At 46.6% G+C, this 16,169-nt stretch carries 15 protein-coding genes; 2 read left to right on the forward strand and 13 right to left on the reverse strand.

Translation table 11 applies throughout. The features are described 5' to 3' along the window. Window positions 1-42: 42 nt before the first annotated feature. Entirely contained in the window at window positions 43-1,050 is a 1,008-nt protein-coding gene (gene cydB / locus ZMTM_RS08730; protein WP_221763512.1) for a cytochrome d ubiquinol oxidase subunit II, read from the forward strand. Next, the gene (locus ZMTM_RS08735; RefSeq protein ID WP_221763513.1) at window positions 1,037-1,213 is read left to right on the forward strand and encodes a DUF2474 domain-containing protein; all 177 of its coding nucleotides are present in this window, start codon (window positions 1,037-1,039) and stop codon (window positions 1,211-1,213) included. The genes cydB and ZMTM_RS08735 overlap by 14 nt, the downstream gene beginning before the upstream one ends. 45 nt (window positions 1,214-1,258) lie before the next feature. Here the strand turns inward: ZMTM_RS08735 and cheZ are convergent, their stop codons facing one another. The 13 genes from cheZ to motB form a co-directional block, all read right to left on the reverse strand. Further along, entirely contained in the window at window positions 1,259-1,930 is a 672-nt protein-coding gene (gene cheZ / locus ZMTM_RS08740; protein ID WP_221763514.1) for a protein phosphatase CheZ, read from the reverse strand. A gap of 1 nt (window position 1,931) precedes the next feature. After that, window positions 1,932-2,330, reverse strand: a complete 399-nt coding sequence (gene cheY, locus ZMTM_RS08745; RefSeq protein ID WP_221763515.1) for a chemotaxis response regulator CheY — start codon at window positions 2,328-2,330, stop codon at window positions 1,932-1,934. Window positions 2,331-2,460: 130 nt separating this feature from the next. Further along, complete coding sequence (locus ZMTM_RS08750; RefSeq protein ID WP_221763516.1) at window positions 2,461-3,537, reverse strand: protein-glutamate methylesterase/protein-glutamine glutaminase; 1,077 nt, start codon at window positions 3,535-3,537, stop codon at window positions 2,461-2,463. Window positions 3,538-3,568: 31 nt separating this feature from the next. Beyond that, window positions 3,569-4,180 carry a chemoreceptor glutamine deamidase CheD gene (gene cheD / locus ZMTM_RS08755; RefSeq protein WP_221763517.1) on the reverse strand — a complete coding sequence of 204 codons (612 nt, stop codon included), beginning with the start codon at window positions 4,178-4,180 and terminating at the stop codon, window positions 3,569-3,571. Then, window positions 4,177-5,052 (reverse strand): CheR family methyltransferase, encoded by an 876-nt coding sequence (locus ZMTM_RS08760; protein WP_221763518.1) that lies wholly within the window; start codon window positions 5,050-5,052, stop codon window positions 4,177-4,179. The genes cheD and ZMTM_RS08760 overlap by 4 nt, the downstream gene beginning before the upstream one ends. Before the next feature lie 137 nt (window positions 5,053-5,189). Further along, window positions 5,190-7,865, reverse strand: coding sequence for a methyl-accepting chemotaxis protein (locus ZMTM_RS13550; RefSeq protein WP_221763519.1), 2,676 nt, complete (start codon window positions 7,863-7,865; stop codon window positions 5,190-5,192). A 160-nt stretch (window positions 7,866-8,025) separates the two neighbouring features. Then, window positions 8,026-8,253, reverse strand: a complete 228-nt coding sequence (locus ZMTM_RS08770; RefSeq protein ID WP_221763520.1) for a hypothetical protein — start codon at window positions 8,251-8,253, stop codon at window positions 8,026-8,028. Window positions 8,254-8,439: 186 nt separating this feature from the next. Further along, on the reverse strand, window positions 8,440-11,136 hold the full coding sequence (locus ZMTM_RS13555) for a methyl-accepting chemotaxis protein (protein WP_221763521.1): 2,697 nt from the start codon (window positions 11,134-11,136) through the stop codon (window positions 8,440-8,442). A gap of 74 nt (window positions 11,137-11,210) precedes the next feature. Further along, entirely contained in the window at window positions 11,211-11,711 is a 501-nt protein-coding gene (locus tag ZMTM_RS08780) for a chemotaxis protein CheW (RefSeq protein WP_221763522.1), read from the reverse strand. Beyond that, window positions 11,708-14,080: a chemotaxis protein CheW gene (locus ZMTM_RS08785; protein ID WP_221763523.1), complete on the reverse strand. Its 2,373-nt coding sequence runs from the start codon at window positions 14,078-14,080 to the stop codon at window positions 11,708-11,710. Before ZMTM_RS08785 ends, ZMTM_RS08780 begins: the two co-directional genes overlap by 4 nt. Window positions 14,081-14,162: 82 nt before the next feature. Beyond that, entirely contained in the window at window positions 14,163-14,528 is a 366-nt protein-coding gene (locus tag ZMTM_RS08790; RefSeq protein WP_221763524.1) for a response regulator, read from the reverse strand. 95 nt (window positions 14,529-14,623) lie between these two features. Next, the gene (locus ZMTM_RS08795) at window positions 14,624-15,172 is read right to left on the reverse strand and encodes a chemotaxis protein (protein WP_221763525.1); all 549 of its coding nucleotides are present in this window, start codon (window positions 15,170-15,172) and stop codon (window positions 14,624-14,626) included. A 48-nt stretch (window positions 15,173-15,220) separates the two neighbouring features. Then, window positions 15,221-16,150 carry a flagellar motor protein MotB gene (motB, locus tag ZMTM_RS08800; protein WP_221763526.1) on the reverse strand — a complete coding sequence of 310 codons (930 nt, stop codon included), beginning with the start codon at window positions 16,148-16,150 and terminating at the stop codon, window positions 15,221-15,223. Window positions 16,151-16,169: the final 19 nt, after the last annotated feature.

Raw genomic sequence — 16,169 nt, forward strand, 5'->3', positions numbered from 1 at the left:
GAGCTAAAAGAATGAATAAACTACAGTTAAGGAATAAACCCCATGAGCTTTGATCTCTCCTTTATTTGGGGCATCGTGATATTTTTTGTCGTATTGATGTACGTGGTGATGGACGGCTTTGACCTCGGCATAGGCATGCTCTACCCATTTCTGCCAGACCGCGGCGACCGCGATGTAATGATGAATACAGTCGCCCCAGTGTGGGATGGCAATGAGACGTGGTTGGTGCTCGGTGGCGCTGGCTTGATGGCGGCATTTCCCCTCGCCTATTCAGTGGTATTAAGCGCGCTGTACCTGCCGATTATCTTCATGCTATTGGGTTTGATATTCCGTGGCGTGGCCTTTGAATTCAGGTTTAAAGCCCCTGATAATGAACGGCATATTTGGGATAAAGCCTTTATAGGTGGCTCAGTCACCGCAGCGTTCTTTCAGGGCGTAGTTGCTGGTGCATATATTCATGGCATACCCGTGGTTAACCGCGAGTTTGCAGGTGGCTCGCTAGACTGGTTAAGCCCATTCGCGATATTCACAGGCATTGGTGTGGTGATTGCCTATACATTCCTTGGCAGCACTTGGCTGATTATGAAAACTGAAGGCGAGCTTAAAAAGCGCATGACTGAGCTCACTTGGCCATTGGCTGGCTTGGTTATTGTCGCCATCTCGATTATCAGTATTTGGACACCGCTCGAATTCTCGGACATTGCACACCGCTGGTTTAGCCTACCCAACTTCTACTACTTATCGCCAGTACCAATTCTGGTGATAGTCAGCTTGATTTTTCTGGCTAAGACACTGCGTAGCGGCTCAGATAGCGGACCATTTCTATCTGCACTGGCGCTAGTTTTACTCGGGTTTATTGGCTTGAGTATCAGCATATACCCCAACATTATCCCGCCTGGCATTTCGATTTGGGAGGCGGCTTCACCACCACAAAGTCAGTCGTTTGCCTTGGTTGGCATGCTGATCATTATCCCCATGATTTTGGGTTATACCTTGTGGGCTTATTACGTGTTCCGTGGAAAAGTGCGACATGGTGATGGGTATCACTAGTCAACCAAACGGTAGCTTGCAAGAAACCACAGAATCAAGATTCAAACTGTGGTTTAAGCGTGTGGGCTGGCTGGTATTGATATGGTTTGCCAGCGTGCTAGCTTTGGGCGTTGTGGCTCTTGGACTGCGACTCTTTATGAATCTAATTGGCTTGAAAAGCTAAGCTCGCAATTCAAAACTGGGCTTTAATGCTCAAAGCCTTTGCTACCTAGAAGCCGAGGCTATCCAACAAGTCGTCCACTTGCTCCTGATTTGCAACCACAAGCTCTGGCGCTGCTTCAGGTGCAATCTGCGGGCCATTCATCAAGCCGTTATCAGCCTCTTTAGCGACCGTTGGTGCGCCTGGGGTGAAATCAATCAACACTTGCACTAACTGCTGCTCGATACTTTGCGCGATTTCAGTGACTTTTTTGATGACTTGACCAGTTAAATCCTGAAAATCCTGCGCCATCATGATGTCCATCAACTGGGCTTTAGTAGCACTGGTACTCTCTATTGTTTTACCCAAGTATTCCAGCGTTTCATCGACCACTTTATCGTAATCAGTTTTAAGCGATGGTGTAGCTTTGATGGCTAACCATTGAGCTTGCAGGCTAGTAGCGCCTTCTGAAATCTGGTCTTGCAAGGGGTTGGCCAGATCAGTGGCATTCAGTACTTTTTCTGCTGCTTGTTGGGTCATGCGTGCGACATATTTCAAGCGATCACGCGCATCAGGAATATCATTTGCAGCGGTTTCAAGTAACTTATCGAAACCTAGCTCGCGCAGGCTATCGTGCAAGTTACGGGTCAGATGCCCAATACGATTCAGCACCTCATCTTGCGGGCTGAGTATCTCGCTGCTTACTTCTGTGACAGATGACTGGGTGGACTCATTTGTCATATTAACCGCCCGCTTTTTCTAGCTTTTCAAATATTTTTGCTAACTTTTCTTCCAGCGTAGCAGCAGTAAAAGGCTTCACCACATAGCCATTAGCGCCAGCTTGTGCGGCAGCGATAATGTTTTCTTTCTTGGCCTCAGCTGTCACCATCAATACTGGCAGTTTGGAAAGCTTTGGGTCAGCGCGTATTTGTTGGAGCATGGTCAGGCCATCCATATTCGGCATATTCCAGTCTGAGACCACAAACTCAAAATCACCATTTCTCAACATATTGAGCCCCATCACGCCGTCTTCAGCTTCTTCTACATTGGTGTAGCCTAGCTCTTTTAATAGATTGCGGACGATCCGTCGCATGGTTGAGAAGTCATCCACGACAAGAAATTTGGTATTGGGGTTTGCCATCAATTACTCCATCTTTAATTCAATAATGTTCATACAGCTATCTTAATCAATTTTGTTGATTCACATTTATAAATCTAATGTTACATGACTAAACTGGCTGACTTAACGCCAGTGCCAAATAGCTAAATCCTTATACTCGCAATGAACGTGTGCCGTAGCGTGCGAGATGATCCATCACTCTGTGCGGCAGCTCATCGAGCGGGCCAACATCATCAACACCACCCGCTGCAATCGCCTCTTTGGGCATGCCGAACACAACGCAGGTGGCTTCATCCTGCGCAAAATTATAGGCGCCAGCCTCTTTCATCTTTAACATGCCCGCAGCGCCATCTTTACCCATGCCGGTGAGTATTACGCCAATACAGTTCTTGCCTGCGTAAGTCGCGGCTGATTCAAACAATACATCGACTGAAGGCTTGTGGCGATTCACTGGCTCGCCATCATCTAATTTGGTCATGTAGTTAGCGCCACTGCGGGTCAGTTGCAAATGTGAGTGGCCAGGGGCAACAAACGCATGTCCAGGCAATATGCGCTCTCCACCTTGTGCTTCGCTGACTGAAATTTTACATAAGCCATCTAAGCGCTTGGCAAAAGAATTGGTAAAACCAGGCGGCATGTGCTGTGTGATTAATATGCCTGGGCAGTCTGATGGCATTTGCATCAAAAAGGCCTTGATCGCTTCAGTACCGCCAGTTGAAGCCCCAATAATAATCAGCTTTTCACTACTGATGAGATTGTTGCCCACCATGGGCAAGGTGGATTTTGTAGGGGTGAGTGATTTGCTGGATTCTATGGTTCTGGCAAATATCTTGGCCTGTGCTGCCGCGCGAATTTTATCAACAATCAAATCACTGTATTCACGGATGCCGTCAATAATGGCAAGCTTGGGCTTGGTCACAAAATCAACAGCGCCCAACTCCAGTGCGCGCATGGTGATTTCTGAACCACGCTCTGTCAATGTAGAGACCATGACCACGGGCATGGGGCGCAAACGCATTAAACGCTCGAGGAAATCCAGACCATCCATCTTGGGCATTTCAATATCTAGCGTCAGCACGTCTGGGTTGGTCTGCTTGATTAAATCGCGCGCGATAATGGGGTCAGGTGCAGTTGCCACCACCTCCATGTCTGGCTCACTGTTAATAATCTCGCTCAACAAGCTACGTATGAGCGCCGAATCATCAATCACAAGTACTTTTATTTTCATTTTATTGTCTCGTTATTCATTAACGATCAAGCTAGAAAAGCTCGACTTCTCCACCCACTGAATCTGTTTTCAAACGGTTTGCATAAGACTCTTCGCGCTTGAGCAAAGTGTCATTATTAAGTTGCCTGAGTTTTTTGACTAATACCCGCCCAGTTTTCGGGAAAAAATACACTTTACGTGGGTATATATCATTCAAGTCTTCACCCACAACCTTGATCTGTTCAGTTTTCAGAAACCTCAATACAAAGTTTGCGTTACGCTCACCTACATTCATAGTAGTAAAACCACGCAACACATTACCGCCACCAAACACTTTTGCTTCGAGATTCTCGCGCCTTGCGCCACCTTTAAGCAACTGGTTGATCAATACTTCCATAGCATAAGTGCCATAGCGCATGGATTCTGACACTGGGCTATCGCGGTCTGAGCTTGCACCATCAGGCAACATGAAATGATTCATACCGCCGATACCTGAGACTCTGTCACGAATACACGCGGATACGCATGAGCCTAACACCGTCACAATGACCATATCTTGGTCAGTATAGTAATACTCTCCAGGCGATATTTTCGCCGCATTACAATCAAAAGTACGGTCGTAATAAAGCGAGGTTGAGATTTCTTCATTCGCTAGGCTACTCATGCGAGATCAGCCTCATCTCTTTGCGTGAACAATTTTGGTTTGCCGCTTGCCATTCCTGGCTTGCTTAATTCATATACCGTTTTGCCTCTGAGCTTTAATGCATCTGAGACATACAAAAAGTTCTCGGAATGTCCTGCAAATAAGATTGCTTCAGGTTTCATCAATGGGACGAACTTGGCAAGAATTTTTGCCTGCGTAGGTTTATCAAAATAGATCATGACGTTGCGGCAAAAAATGGCGTCAAAAGGCTCTCTTAATGGCCAAGTATCCGCTAGTAGATTCAATTGCTGAAAGGTGATCATCTCGCGCAGTTCGTTTCTAACGCGCACTAATCCCTCTTGTGAACCCTTGCCTCGCTGAAAAAAGGTTTTACAGCGAGTTGCTGACATTTTGCTCAATCTATCCTCGGGATAAACGCCGCGGGCAGCGGTGGCAAGTACGTTGGTATCAATGTCGGTTGCAATGATTTTGACTGGCGGCGTTAGTGTGCCAAAAGCCTCACAGGCGGTCATGGCTATGGTGTATGGCTCTTCGCCTGTTGATGCTGCAGAACACCAGATGGTGATAGGCGTTTTGATGTGCTGTATGTGCTCCATCAAAATCGGAAAATGATGCTCCTCACGAAAAAAAGACGTGAGGTTAGTCGTCAATGAATTGGTAAAAGCTTCCCACTCATCTGGGTTCTTTTCATTTTGCAGATATTCAAGATATGTCTTGAACGAATTTAAGCCTAAAACTCTTAAACGGCGCCCCAATCGGCTGTAGACCATATCAGTTTTAGCTTCGGACAATGAAATGCCCGCACGCTCATAAATTAGCTTACGTACAGTCGCAAAATCATGCGGGGTAAATTCAAACTCACGAGCGTCCAAAACATTCTCTTTCTTTACAAACTGTTGTTGTAAAACTTAATGTAGCTTTTGAATGGCAACAACAAAGTTCATATTGCTTGCTTTAATGTACTCAAAGGCCCTTGATTGAGCGGCCTTGAGCAATAACTTATCAGGTTTTAGAACTCCTCCCAATCATCATTATTAGTGCCCGTGGTTGGGATCACTTTAGCAGCACTTGGTGGGATCGCTCTCGCTGAACTGTTCATGCCTGGTGCTGCAATCGCAGGCGCTGCACTCATGGCTTGTGGTCTGTAGCTGGAGGGAATAGCGGATGAGTGTTTGTTGCTGTTAGGTCTCACACTGCCTTCAATCACAAATACACTGACAGCTTGCATCATGTCATTGGCTTGTTCCATGAGCGATTCAGCTGCAGCTGCGGCTTGTTCTACCAGTGCAGTGTTCTGTTGCGTCATGTCATCCATCTTGATCACGGCGTCATTGACCTGGGCAATACCTGCACTTTGTTCCTGACTGGCTGCTGCGATCTCACCAATGATGTCGGAGACGCGTTTGACGGAGTTGACGACTTCTTCCATGGTCTTGCCTGCGTTCTCAACTAGGGCAGTGCCTTCAGTAGTTTTGCTGACGGAGTCGTTGATAAGCTCTTTGATCTCTTTGGCAGCACCGGCTGAGCGTTGGGCGAGGTTACGCACTTCTGCAGCAACCACGGCAAAGCCTCTACCCTGTTCGCCTGCTCTTGCAGCTTCTACCGCGGCATTGAGGGCGAGGATGTTGGTCTGGAAGGCAATACCGTCAATAACGGAGATGATGTCTTCGATCTTGCGCGCACTCTGATTGATGGAGCTCATGGTGGTGACGACTTCAGCGACCACTTGACCACCCTTAACTGCAACGTTAGAGGCAGCTGAGGCGAGCTGGTTGGCTTGCTTGGCGTTGTCAGCATTTTGTTTAACGGTGCTGGCAAGCTCTTCCATGCTGGCGGCTGTCTTTTCTAGTGAAGAGGCTTGGTCTTCTGTTCTGCGGCTGAGGTCTGAGTTGCCTTGGGCGATCTCTTTGGTGGCGGTGCTGATAGCTTCGGCGGCACCCTTAACGGTGACGATTGGGCTGACGATCATCTCCAGGGTTTCATTCACGCCTTCTACGATCTTACGGAAGTCACCTAGGTGCTTGGTAACATCAGCACGGGTCTGGATGCGTCCTTCACCTGCAGCGGCTACAAGCATCTTGGTGTCATCAACCAAGGCATTGATGGCTTGGATACAGGTGTTGAGGTTGTCTTTAAGGCTGTTGAAGTCGCCGTTGTAGTGTTCGGTGATCTTGTTAGGGATAACACCTTTGGAGATTTGGTCTACATAGCTGGCAGCGACGGTGAGTGGGCCTATGACGGCGTCTAGCGTGTGGTTAACACCATCAACGATCTTGCGGAAATCACCATGATGCTTGCCGGCATCAGCACGGGTTTGTAATTGACCAGCGACGGCAGCTTCGGCCAGCAGGCTGACGTCAGCAATAAGGCTCTTGAGGTTGGCGCGGACTTGTTCGATGGTGTCGTTGATGGCGGCTTTTTTACCAGGCAGACGATCCAGTGGGGCATCGAAGTTACCTTGGCCAAAGGCGGTGACAACGGCCATGGATTTGGTTTGCACATCAATGTAGTCAGAGACCATGCTATTCACGCCAGTGGCCATGGTGGCGTAGTCACCGTGGTATTTGCTGACGTCGATCATGACGTCAATCTCGCCTACGGCATGGTTGGAGGACATTTGTTGCATGTCGGCAATAAAGCTCTTGATGTTAGTGCGGACCTTCTCAATGGTGTCGTTGATAAAGGCTTTCTTACCAGCGAATTTCTCTAACGGGGCATCAAAGTTTCCTTCGCCAAAGGAGGCAACAACGTCCATGGCTTTGCGGTTCATGCTGACGTGGCCAGCGACCATGGTGTTGATAGCTTGGGCAACTTCCCTGAATACGCCTTCGAAGTATTCGGCTTTGAGGGTTTCATCAATGTCGCCTTTGTCATGTGCGGCACTGACATATTGGAGTGAGTCAATCAGGCCTTTGAGGGTCTTTTGCAGGCGGCGGATAGAGTAGGCAACACTGGTCTTGTCAGTGTCAGGTACTTTGATCTCGGCTGATAAATCCCCTGCCGCAAAGCTGCGCGCTAGTGACGCTAATTTGGTGGGCTCGTCTCCTAGGTCTTTCAGCAAATTGCGAACAATATAAAGGCCAAGACCTAAAACTGCTGCGAGTGCAGCAAGCCCAATCAAAAAGGCTGTCGTGGTTGCAGCAGACTTAATCCGCTCAGCTTCTTTAGCACCTGTGGCAGCGAGGCCAGAGTTATATAGCCTATGGTTATTTAATGCAGCTTGGACGCCACGGATTGTTTCTATATTTGCCAGCAAAATATCTCTTGCTTCATTTTTCTTATTGGCAAGCGAGTCAGTGAGCACATTACCCGCCATTTCATCAAATTTGGCGAGCGCTTCTCTATCCTTTTTCAGCAGTTCACCATCTTGCTGATCGGCAATTAACGTATCTTCGTACTCTTTCAGCGAGTCGGTTAATTCTTTATGTTTCGCTGCAACTTTGACTTCTATCTCTGACATTTTTGCATTGTCAGTATTGGTCATATGCTGCCAAACCAGACTATTTACCTCTTCAAACTGCGCCAAGGCTTTATCTAGCAGAAATACGCTGGGAAATGAGTTTGTGTTGGGATAGTTGGCAATCTGATAAACGCGGTTAATTTGATATAACCCCGTGCCTACAAGTGCTGAAATACCTAAAGCTACAACAAACATCAGCAAATACATACGCTTAGCAACCGTCATGCTCTTCTCCGTTACAAACTATCAATGATTAAAAAGATAATGATAGTTTAATTATTATTTTTAGTAATAAAATCAGGAGGAGAGCCTGATTTAACTCTTATATCGAGTTATACATGGCGCTCCGCCTAATCTTCTTCACTATGCTTTGATTCCAGTTCAATTACTTCTTCACATCATTTGCTGCAGTTTTTGTACCCGCTACTTCTACCTTTTTAGCTTCAGCTACTGCATCGCCCTTCATGTGTGCAGATGTTTCTGTCGAAGCTGCAGCATCGTCATAACATACGCGACCCATCATTGATACTTTGCAAACTTCTGCTGCAGAAATATTCGCAGCGTATACAGAAACTAGTGCGGTTAATACTAAAGTAGATAAGTTAAATTTCATGATTCAGCTCCATAAATTAATGTAGGGTTAAGGATTAACTAGCAATGCTTTTGTAAGACTCAAGCGCTCTTCTAGCCATCCCTAGCAACTACGTTTAATTTAGGGCAATCTTTAATTATCTTTCAATTAGTTAACACCTTTTACAATTGGCTAACAGTAAGGCACATATCATTTACAACTTAGCCTCTAAAACTCCTCCCAATCATCATTATTAGTGCCCGTGGTTGGGATCACTTTAGCAGCACTTGGTGGGATCGCTCTCGCTGAACTGTTCATGCCTGGTGCTGCAATCGCAGGCGCTGCACTCATGGCTTGTGGTCTGTAGCTGGAGGGAATAGCGGATGAGTGTTTGTTGCTGTTAGGTCTCACACTGCCTTCAATCACAAATACACTGACAGCTTGCATCATGTCATTGGCTTGTTCCATGAGCGATTCAGCTGCAGCTGCGGCTTGTTCTACCAGTGCAGTGTTCTGTTGCGTCATGTCATCCATCTTGATCACGGCGTCATTGACCTGGGCAATACCTGCACTTTGTTCCTGACTGGCTGCTGCGATCTCACCAATGATGTCGGAGACGCGTTTGACGGAGTTGACGACTTCTTCCATGGTCTTGCCTGCGTTCTCAACTAGGGCAGTGCCTTCAGTAGTTTTGCTGACGGAGTCGTTGATAAGCTCTTTGATCTCTTTGGCAGCACCGGCTGAGCGTTGGGCGAGGTTACGCACTTCTGCAGCAACCACGGCAAAGCCTCTACCCTGTTCGCCTGCTCTTGCAGCTTCTACCGCGGCATTGAGGGCGAGGATGTTGGTCTGGAAGGCAATACCGTCAATAACGGAGATGATGTCTTCGATCTTGCGCGCACTCTGATTGATGGAGCTCATGGTGGTGACGACTTCAGCGACCACTTGACCACCCTTAACTGCAACGTTAGAGGCAGCTGAGGCGAGCTGGTTGGCTTGCTTGGCGTTGTCAGCATTTTGTTTAACGGTGCTGGCAAGCTCTTCCATGCTGGCGGCTGTCTTTTCTAGTGAAGAGGCTTGGTCTTCTGTTCTGCGGCTGAGGTCTGAGTTGCCTTGGGCGATCTCTTTGGTGGCGGTGCTGATAGCTTCGGCGGCACCCTTAACGGTGACGATTGGGCTGACGATCATCTCCAGGGTTTCATTCACGCCTTCTACGATCTTACGGAAGTCACCTAGGTGCTTGGTAACATCAGCACGGGTCTGGATGCGTCCTTCACCTGCAGCGGCTACAAGCATCTTGGTGTCATCAACCAAGGCATTGATGGCTTGGATACAGGTGTTGAGGTTGTCTTTAAGGCTGTTGAAGTCGCCGTTGTAGTGTTCGGTGATCTTGTTAGGGATAACACCTTTGGAGATTTGGTCTACATAGCTGGCAGCGACGGTGAGTGGGCCTATGACGGCGTCTAGCGTGTGGTTAACACCATCAACGATCTTGCGGAAATCACCATGATGCTTGCCGGCATCAGCACGGGTTTGTAATTGACCAGCGACGGCAGCTTCGGCCAGCAGGCTGACGTCAGCAATAAGGCTCTTGAGGTTGGCGCGGACTTGTTCGATGGTGTCGTTGATGGCGGCTTTTTTACCAGGCAGACGATCCAGTGGGGCATCGAAGTTACCTTGGCCAAAGGCGGTGACAACGGCCATGGATTTGGTTTGCACATCAATGTAGTCAGAGACCATGCTATTCACGCCAGTGGCCATGGTGGCGTAGTCACCGTGGTATTTGCTGACGTCGATCATGACGTCAATCTCGCCTACGGCATGGTTGGAGGACATTTGTTGCATGTCGGCAATAAAGCTCTTGATGTTAGTGCGGACCTTCTCAATGGTGTCGTTGATAAAGGCTTTCTTACCAGCGAATTTCTCTAACGGGGCATCAAAGTTTCCTTCGCCAAAGGAGGCAACAACGTCCATGGCTTTGCGGTTCATGCTGACGTGGCCAGCGACCATGGTGTTGATAGCTTGGGCAACTTCCCTGAATACGCCTTCGAAGTATTCGGCTTTGAGGGTTTCATCAATGTCGCCTTTGTCATGTGCGGCACTGACATATTGGAGTGAGTCAATCAGGCCTTTGAGGGTCTTTTGCAGGCGGCGGATAGAGTAGGCAACACTGGTCTTGTCAGTGTCAGGTACTTTGATCTCGGCTGATAAATCCCCTGCCGCAAAGCTGCGCGCTAGTGACGCTAATTTGGTGGGCTCGTCTCCCAATTCGCGCAAAATACTTTTAAGTACGATAAAACCAGCGACGGCTAATATAATTAAAGCAGCAATCACAATAACAATAGACAGATTCAGTGCTGAATTTTTAGCTACTGCCGCTGCTTTAATTGCCTCGCTAGAATTATCATTGTTATATTTTATGTGCGCTTCGATCGTCTTGTTAATTTCCAGCGCCTGCTTCTCGCTGACATCCAGCGCCTGTTTCGCAGCGTCTATACCTTCTGGATTTGAAAGCGACTGTTTAGAGAGGCTCAACACCTTATCTACAGTTGCAAAATAATCCTTAAGTGCTGCACTATCAGCATCAAATAAACGCTTATCTTCCTCATCGGCAATTAAACCACCTCCATAGGTATCTAACGCCTGATAGAGGTCGGCTTTTAGTTTAGTGATGCGGACTTCGTTAAATTGCTTTTTATCTAGCTCATTGCTTGCAACATGTTTTATAAGGTTAATACGAATACGTAAGAAATTACCATTCACTACGTCAAGCTTGGTAACACTTGGAATAAAATTATTGGCAAGGTCTTCACTTTTACTATAAACAGTTTTTATTTCGTGATAAGACAATACGGTCAAAGCAATTAAGCCTAGCGCAGCAATTAATATCAGTAATTTAATTCTACCTGCGACTGTTAATTTCATTTTTACTCTCCTGAAACCAATACTTTTAACATTCAAGTATTTCTATTTATATGTGCATGCCTGTTGAGATTCATTTAATGGGTAGCGGCCTGATCCATTAGCTCCATCTCTTCGCTGGTCATCAGCCGTTCGATATCCACAAGAATGAACATTTTTTCTTCAATGGAAGCCAAGCCCGTGATGAAACTGGTATTGATCTTTGAAACGATATCTGGCACTTCACGTATCTGGCTAGCCTGTAAATTCATGACATCTGATACGCCATCAACCACCATACCAACGACACGGCCGCTTAAGTTCAGAATAATCACCACAGTAAACTCATCGTAATCTACTTTACTCAAATGGAACTTAATACGCAGGTCAACAATAGGCACAATGCGGCCGCGCAGGTTAATCACACCTTTGATAAATGGGGGGGTGTTCGCAATTTTGGTCACAGTGTCATAACCGCGAATCTCTTGTACTTTTAATATCTCCAAGCCGTAAGATTCATCACCTAACACAAAAGTCAGGAATTCCTTTGATGGCCCAGTAGCGGCTGCATCTTGCTCAATAGTGGATGTTGTATTCATTGGTAAACCCCCTCTAAATTATTGTATTGCCCCATTTTTATAATGGATGGCACATCTAAAATCAGCGCTACAGAACCATCGCCCATAATAGTGGCACCTGATACGCCAGGCACTCTGCGGTAATTACTTTCCAGACTTTTGATGACTACTTGCTGCTGACCAACTAATCCATCGATAAACAATGCGGCTTTTTTACCTTCAGATTCAATAATCACTAATACGCCCAAGGTAGGATTAGTAACGGTCGTTGGCTGATTAAATAAAGTGTGTAGCGGAATAATTGGTAAATATTCTCCACGCATGTGCACCATCAAGCCAGCACCTGTGACGGTCTTGATGTCTTCGGCTTTTGGTTGAATGGTCTCGATGATTGAATTCAATGGAATCACATACAGGCTGTCGCCCAGCGATACTGACATGCCGTCCAGAATAGCAAGTGTGAGCGGGAGTGAAATTGACATGGTCGTGCCAAAACCAGGTGCAGAGCGGATGTCGATCACGCCGCCCATGGCACTCACGTTACGCTTGACGACATCCATGCCAACACCTCGGCCAGATACGTCAGTGACTACTTCTGCTGTTGAGAACCCAGGGGCAAAGATCAACTGCCATACGTCGGAATCAGGCATGGTATCTGTGACTGGCAGGCCAGACTGCTTGGCTTTACTAAGAATACGTTCGCGATTCAAGCCTGCGCCATCATCTGATACTTCAATCACAATATTGCCACCACGATTCATGGCAGAGAGCGCTAAGCGGCCAGCTTCATTCTTACCAGTGCTCTGGCGCACGCTGGGAATTTCAATACCATGGTCAACGCTGTTACGCACCAAATGGGTTAACGGGTCAATAATTCGCTCAATTAAACCTTTGTCTAACTCTGTTGTTGCGCCCTCGGTGACAAATTCAATTTTCTTGCCCAGCTTGGTGGCAAGATCGCGCACCATGCGGGGAAAGCGCGAAAATACATAGTCCATCGGCATCATGCGGATAGACATTACGGCCTCTTGCAAGTCACGTGTATTGCGTGTGAGTTGACCAATGCTGTTGACCAAGTCTTCATTGGCGATCGGGTCAAGCTTGCTGACCCGCTGCTCAATCATGGCTTGTGTAATGACCAATTCACCAACCAGGTTAATCAACTGATCAACTTTTTCTACACCCACGCGAATTGAGGTACTTTCTTGCGCATTGGCAGCTGGCGCTTTTGGTACTTCACGTTTAGCAGTTGGAGCTTTATCTGTGGCTGCTGATGCGCCGTCAGCGCTAGCAGCTGGTGCAGGGGCCGCTTCAACAGGTGGAGTAATCGGCACAAAAAAGCCAAAACCCTCATCCTCTTCAATTTTTTCTGGGGCTTTAGCTGCTGAGGCGGCGGCCATTTGTGCTTGGGATTGCTCTGTGACAGTCAAATCATCTGGATCTAAAATAAACGAGCTGATTGCAATAATATCTTCTACCGAACCTTCAGTAACTAGGTGCAACGTCGCTTTGCCTGCTGCATCTTGATTGAGGCTGGTTGTGCCGATTAAGCCTAATTCAGACTGTAAATTAGTTAAGTCTTTAGCGGATAATGCTGGCAAGCCAAGCACAAATAACTTGCTACCTGCAGGTATTTCAGCAGCGGAATCAGTTGATTGGACTTCTGAAGGTTTTGCAGTCGCGCTCTGTGACTGCTCAGTAATCACTAAATCGTCAGGGTCCAGAATAAAAGAACAGATAGCAACAATATCGTCTGCAGAGCTCTGGGTGACTAGCTTAATCGTGACTTTTCCAGCCGCATCTTTATGCAGGCTGGCTGTACCCAGTAAGCCTAACTCAGCTTCTAGGTTAGTTACATCTTTCTCGGGCATTGTAGGCAAGCCGATATGAAACAGCTTATTACCTTCAGGTACTTCAATAGTGGGCGTAGCGACTGGAGTAGCTAAAACAACAGGTGCAGGCTCAACTGGCTTCACAACAGGTTTAGTGCCATCACCTTTTAGTGAAAGCGCCTGCAAAGTAGCGCGCACACTATTGACGGCATCTGCATCCACCGAATCCATATCGTTCGCGCGATGCGCATCGACTTGCATCTGCAGAATATCTTTTGCTGAAAGAAATGCCTCTACATGCTCGGCAGTTAAAGCCATTTCATTTTTACGAATTTTATCGAGCAGGGATTCAAGAACATGGGTGATTTCGGTCATATCGGTCATGCCGAAAGTGGCGGCGCCACCTTTGATAGAGTGTGCAGCGCGAAAAATAGCATTGAGATCTTCAGACTCTGGATGATCAATATCAAGCGCCATTAACAGGCGCTCGGCTTCAGCCAGCAATTCATCGCACTCTTCAAAGAATACTTGATAAAACTGCGTCATATCTATGGTCATGACATCTCTCCAATACTACCGTACAGCTCAATATTTATAATTGTGTAATGCTTTTGGGTAAATTCAGTACAAGCTTTGTTGTTTATCCAATTACTTTTTTAACCACATCAATTAACCGCTTTGGGTCAAAAGGTTTTACCAGCCAACCTGTAGCACCCGCTGCACGCCCCTGCGCTTTCATTTCATCGCTGGATTCGGTCGTCAACATCAAAATTGGTACTGTTTTATACGACTCCATGGCACGCAAAGATTTAATCAATGTCAGGCCATCCATATTAGGCATGTTTTGGTCAGTCAGCACCAAATCAACCACTTGGTTTCTGGCTTTATTCAAGCCATCTTGGCCATCCACTGCCTCAATCACCTGATATCCAGCTGCATTAAGGCTGAATGCCACCATTTGCCTTAACGAACCAGAATCATCGACCGCTAAAATTGTTTTTGCCATTGGTTTACCCCTGCGCTTGAGTAACTGCTTAAAAAGCAATCACCACGATTTGTTATATAAACGATTTTTAATGTCACACGCCACAACTGGTACTTTTAAAACAACTCAATATCACCACTATCCATATCTTGCTGGCTCACCGATTTACGTGACTCAGTGGTCAGTACATTACTTTTAAACCTAAGCGTCTGGTTAATGGATTCCAGCAACTTGGCAATATCCTCATTGCTGCTCGCATGATTCAAGGTATCACCATATTCATCAAGCGAAGTCAGTAATTCTTTCAACCCAGCAATCCGTTTGACGATTCGGGCAATTAGCTGCGCGGTCAAATCCTGGAATTGCAATCCAGTCACCGCAGTACCTACCTCATCTGCAATTTTCTGGCGGAATACCTCCAGTTGGGCTGCTTCAGTCTCAGACAGATTCTGCGCAGTCAGCATGACATCCAATGCTTTTTGTTGCGCAAGCACAGCATTGTGAATGGCAAAAAAACTGATACCCAGTTTTTCAATCGCCTCTGCCAATAAGGTAGTCGTTTGCGACAAGTCTGCTTCGACTTCAGCCAGATGACTTTCGCCATTACTGGCTAGCTCTTGGAGCAGGCTTCTGAGTTCAGCCACATGCAATGTTTCGCTGGTCATTAAACTGATATCCATTTCCATGAAATTAAAGTACCAACTGAGAATGCACTAATGTTGCCCTGCTGTTACCGCACTCAAATCTGGGCTTGTGTCATCTGAAGAAACATTCACAGATGCATCATCCTTGATAATGTCCTGCTCGGTCTTTTTATTCATGATAATAATGCTAATACGACGATTCACTGGATTGGTAGGATTAGCTTTATCGAACAATACAGCAGAAGCCAAGCCCACTACACGTAGCAATTTATCTTCCTCCATGCCACCTGCAATCAATTCACGGCGAGATGCATTTGCCCGGTCTGAAGACAACTCCCAATTACTGTAATACTTTTCACCCGTTGGGTAAGGCACGGCATCTGTATGTCCAGACAAACTAATCTTGTTGGAAACTCCATTTAAGGTACCGCCCAATTCATGCAATATCTGTTTAGCATAAGGTTGTAATTCGGCCTTGGCGGAAGCGAACATTGGTCTATTCTGGTCATCTACAATCTGTATGCGCAAACCTTCTGAAGTAATATCAATCAGCAGTTGGTTTTTAAACTTACTCAAAGTTACACTAGATGCTATTGCTTCTTCAATCCGCTTCTTTAATGCCTCTAGCTTTTCCATTTCAGCTTTTTCGACAGCTTCTTGGGCGCTTTTAAGATCAGGCTTTTTATCTTTAGGGGCATCTTCCTTTTTCGTCACTTGCCCCTGTTTTTTGGTGATGTTATTGCCACCGCCCTTCAACACAGAATCACTAGCACCAGATCCATCACCACCTGCCATCGCCACTTTCAGCGGCGTTTTGAAATATTCGGATATGCCTTGCAAATCACCTTTGGCCGTTGACCCTAGCAACCACATCAGCAAAAAAAACGCCATCATGGCTGTCACAAAGTCAGCGTAAGCAATTTTCCATGCGCCACCGTGATGACCCCCTGCGACTTTTTTTATGCGCTTTACAATAATCGGCTTGGTGTCTTCAGCCATGGCTAGACCAACTTCTCGT

Source organism: Methyloradius palustris (genome assembly GCF_019703875.1).
GTDB classification, from domain to species: Bacteria; Pseudomonadota; Gammaproteobacteria; order Burkholderiales; family Methylophilaceae; genus Methyloradius; species Methyloradius palustris.

What these genes read in the sequence shown, in the direction of transcription:
- ZMTM_RS08780 (WP_221763522.1), bottom strand. Translation starts at nt 11,711, where the DNA reads ATGAATACAACATCCACTATTGAGCAAGATGCAGCCGCTACTGGGCCA.
- ZMTM_RS08785 (WP_221763523.1), bottom strand. Translation starts at nt 14,080, where the DNA reads ATGACCATAGATATGACGCAGTTTTATCAAGTATTCTTTGAAGAGTGC.
- motB (WP_221763526.1), bottom strand. Translation starts at nt 16,150, where the DNA reads ATGGCTGAAGACACCAAGCCGATTATTGTAAAGCGCATAAAAAAAGTC.
- ZMTM_RS08790 (WP_221763524.1), bottom strand. Translation starts at nt 14,528, where the DNA reads ATGGCAAAAACAATTTTAGCGGTCGATGATTCTGGTTCGTTAAGGCAA.
- ZMTM_RS13550 (WP_221763519.1), bottom strand. Translation starts at nt 7,865, where the DNA reads ATGACGGTTGCTAAGCGTATGTATTTGCTGATGTTTGTTGTAGCTTTA.
- ZMTM_RS08770 (WP_221763520.1), bottom strand. Translation starts at nt 8,253, where the DNA reads ATGAAATTTAACTTATCTACTTTAGTATTAACCGCACTAGTTTCTGTA.
- ZMTM_RS08735 (WP_221763513.1), top strand. Translation starts at nt 1,037, where the DNA reads ATGGGTATCACTAGTCAACCAAACGGTAGCTTGCAAGAAACCACAGAA.
- ZMTM_RS08750 (WP_221763516.1), bottom strand. Translation starts at nt 3,537, where the DNA reads ATGAAAATAAAAGTACTTGTGATTGATGATTCGGCGCTCATACGTAGC.
- cheY (WP_221763515.1), bottom strand. Translation starts at nt 2,330, where the DNA reads ATGGCAAACCCCAATACCAAATTTCTTGTCGTGGATGACTTCTCAACC.
- ZMTM_RS08795 (WP_221763525.1), bottom strand. Translation starts at nt 15,172, where the DNA reads ATGACCAGCGAAACATTGCATGTGGCTGAACTCAGAAGCCTGCTCCAA.
- cheD (WP_221763517.1), bottom strand. Translation starts at nt 4,180, where the DNA reads ATGAGTAGCCTAGCGAATGAAGAAATCTCAACCTCGCTTTATTACGAC.
- cheZ (WP_221763514.1), bottom strand. Translation starts at nt 1,930, where the DNA reads ATGACAAATGAGTCCACCCAGTCATCTGTCACAGAAGTAAGCAGCGAG.
- ZMTM_RS13555 (WP_221763521.1), bottom strand. Translation starts at nt 11,136, where the DNA reads ATGAAATTAACAGTCGCAGGTAGAATTAAATTACTGATATTAATTGCT.
- cydB (WP_221763512.1), top strand. Translation starts at nt 43, where the DNA reads ATGAGCTTTGATCTCTCCTTTATTTGGGGCATCGTGATATTTTTTGTC.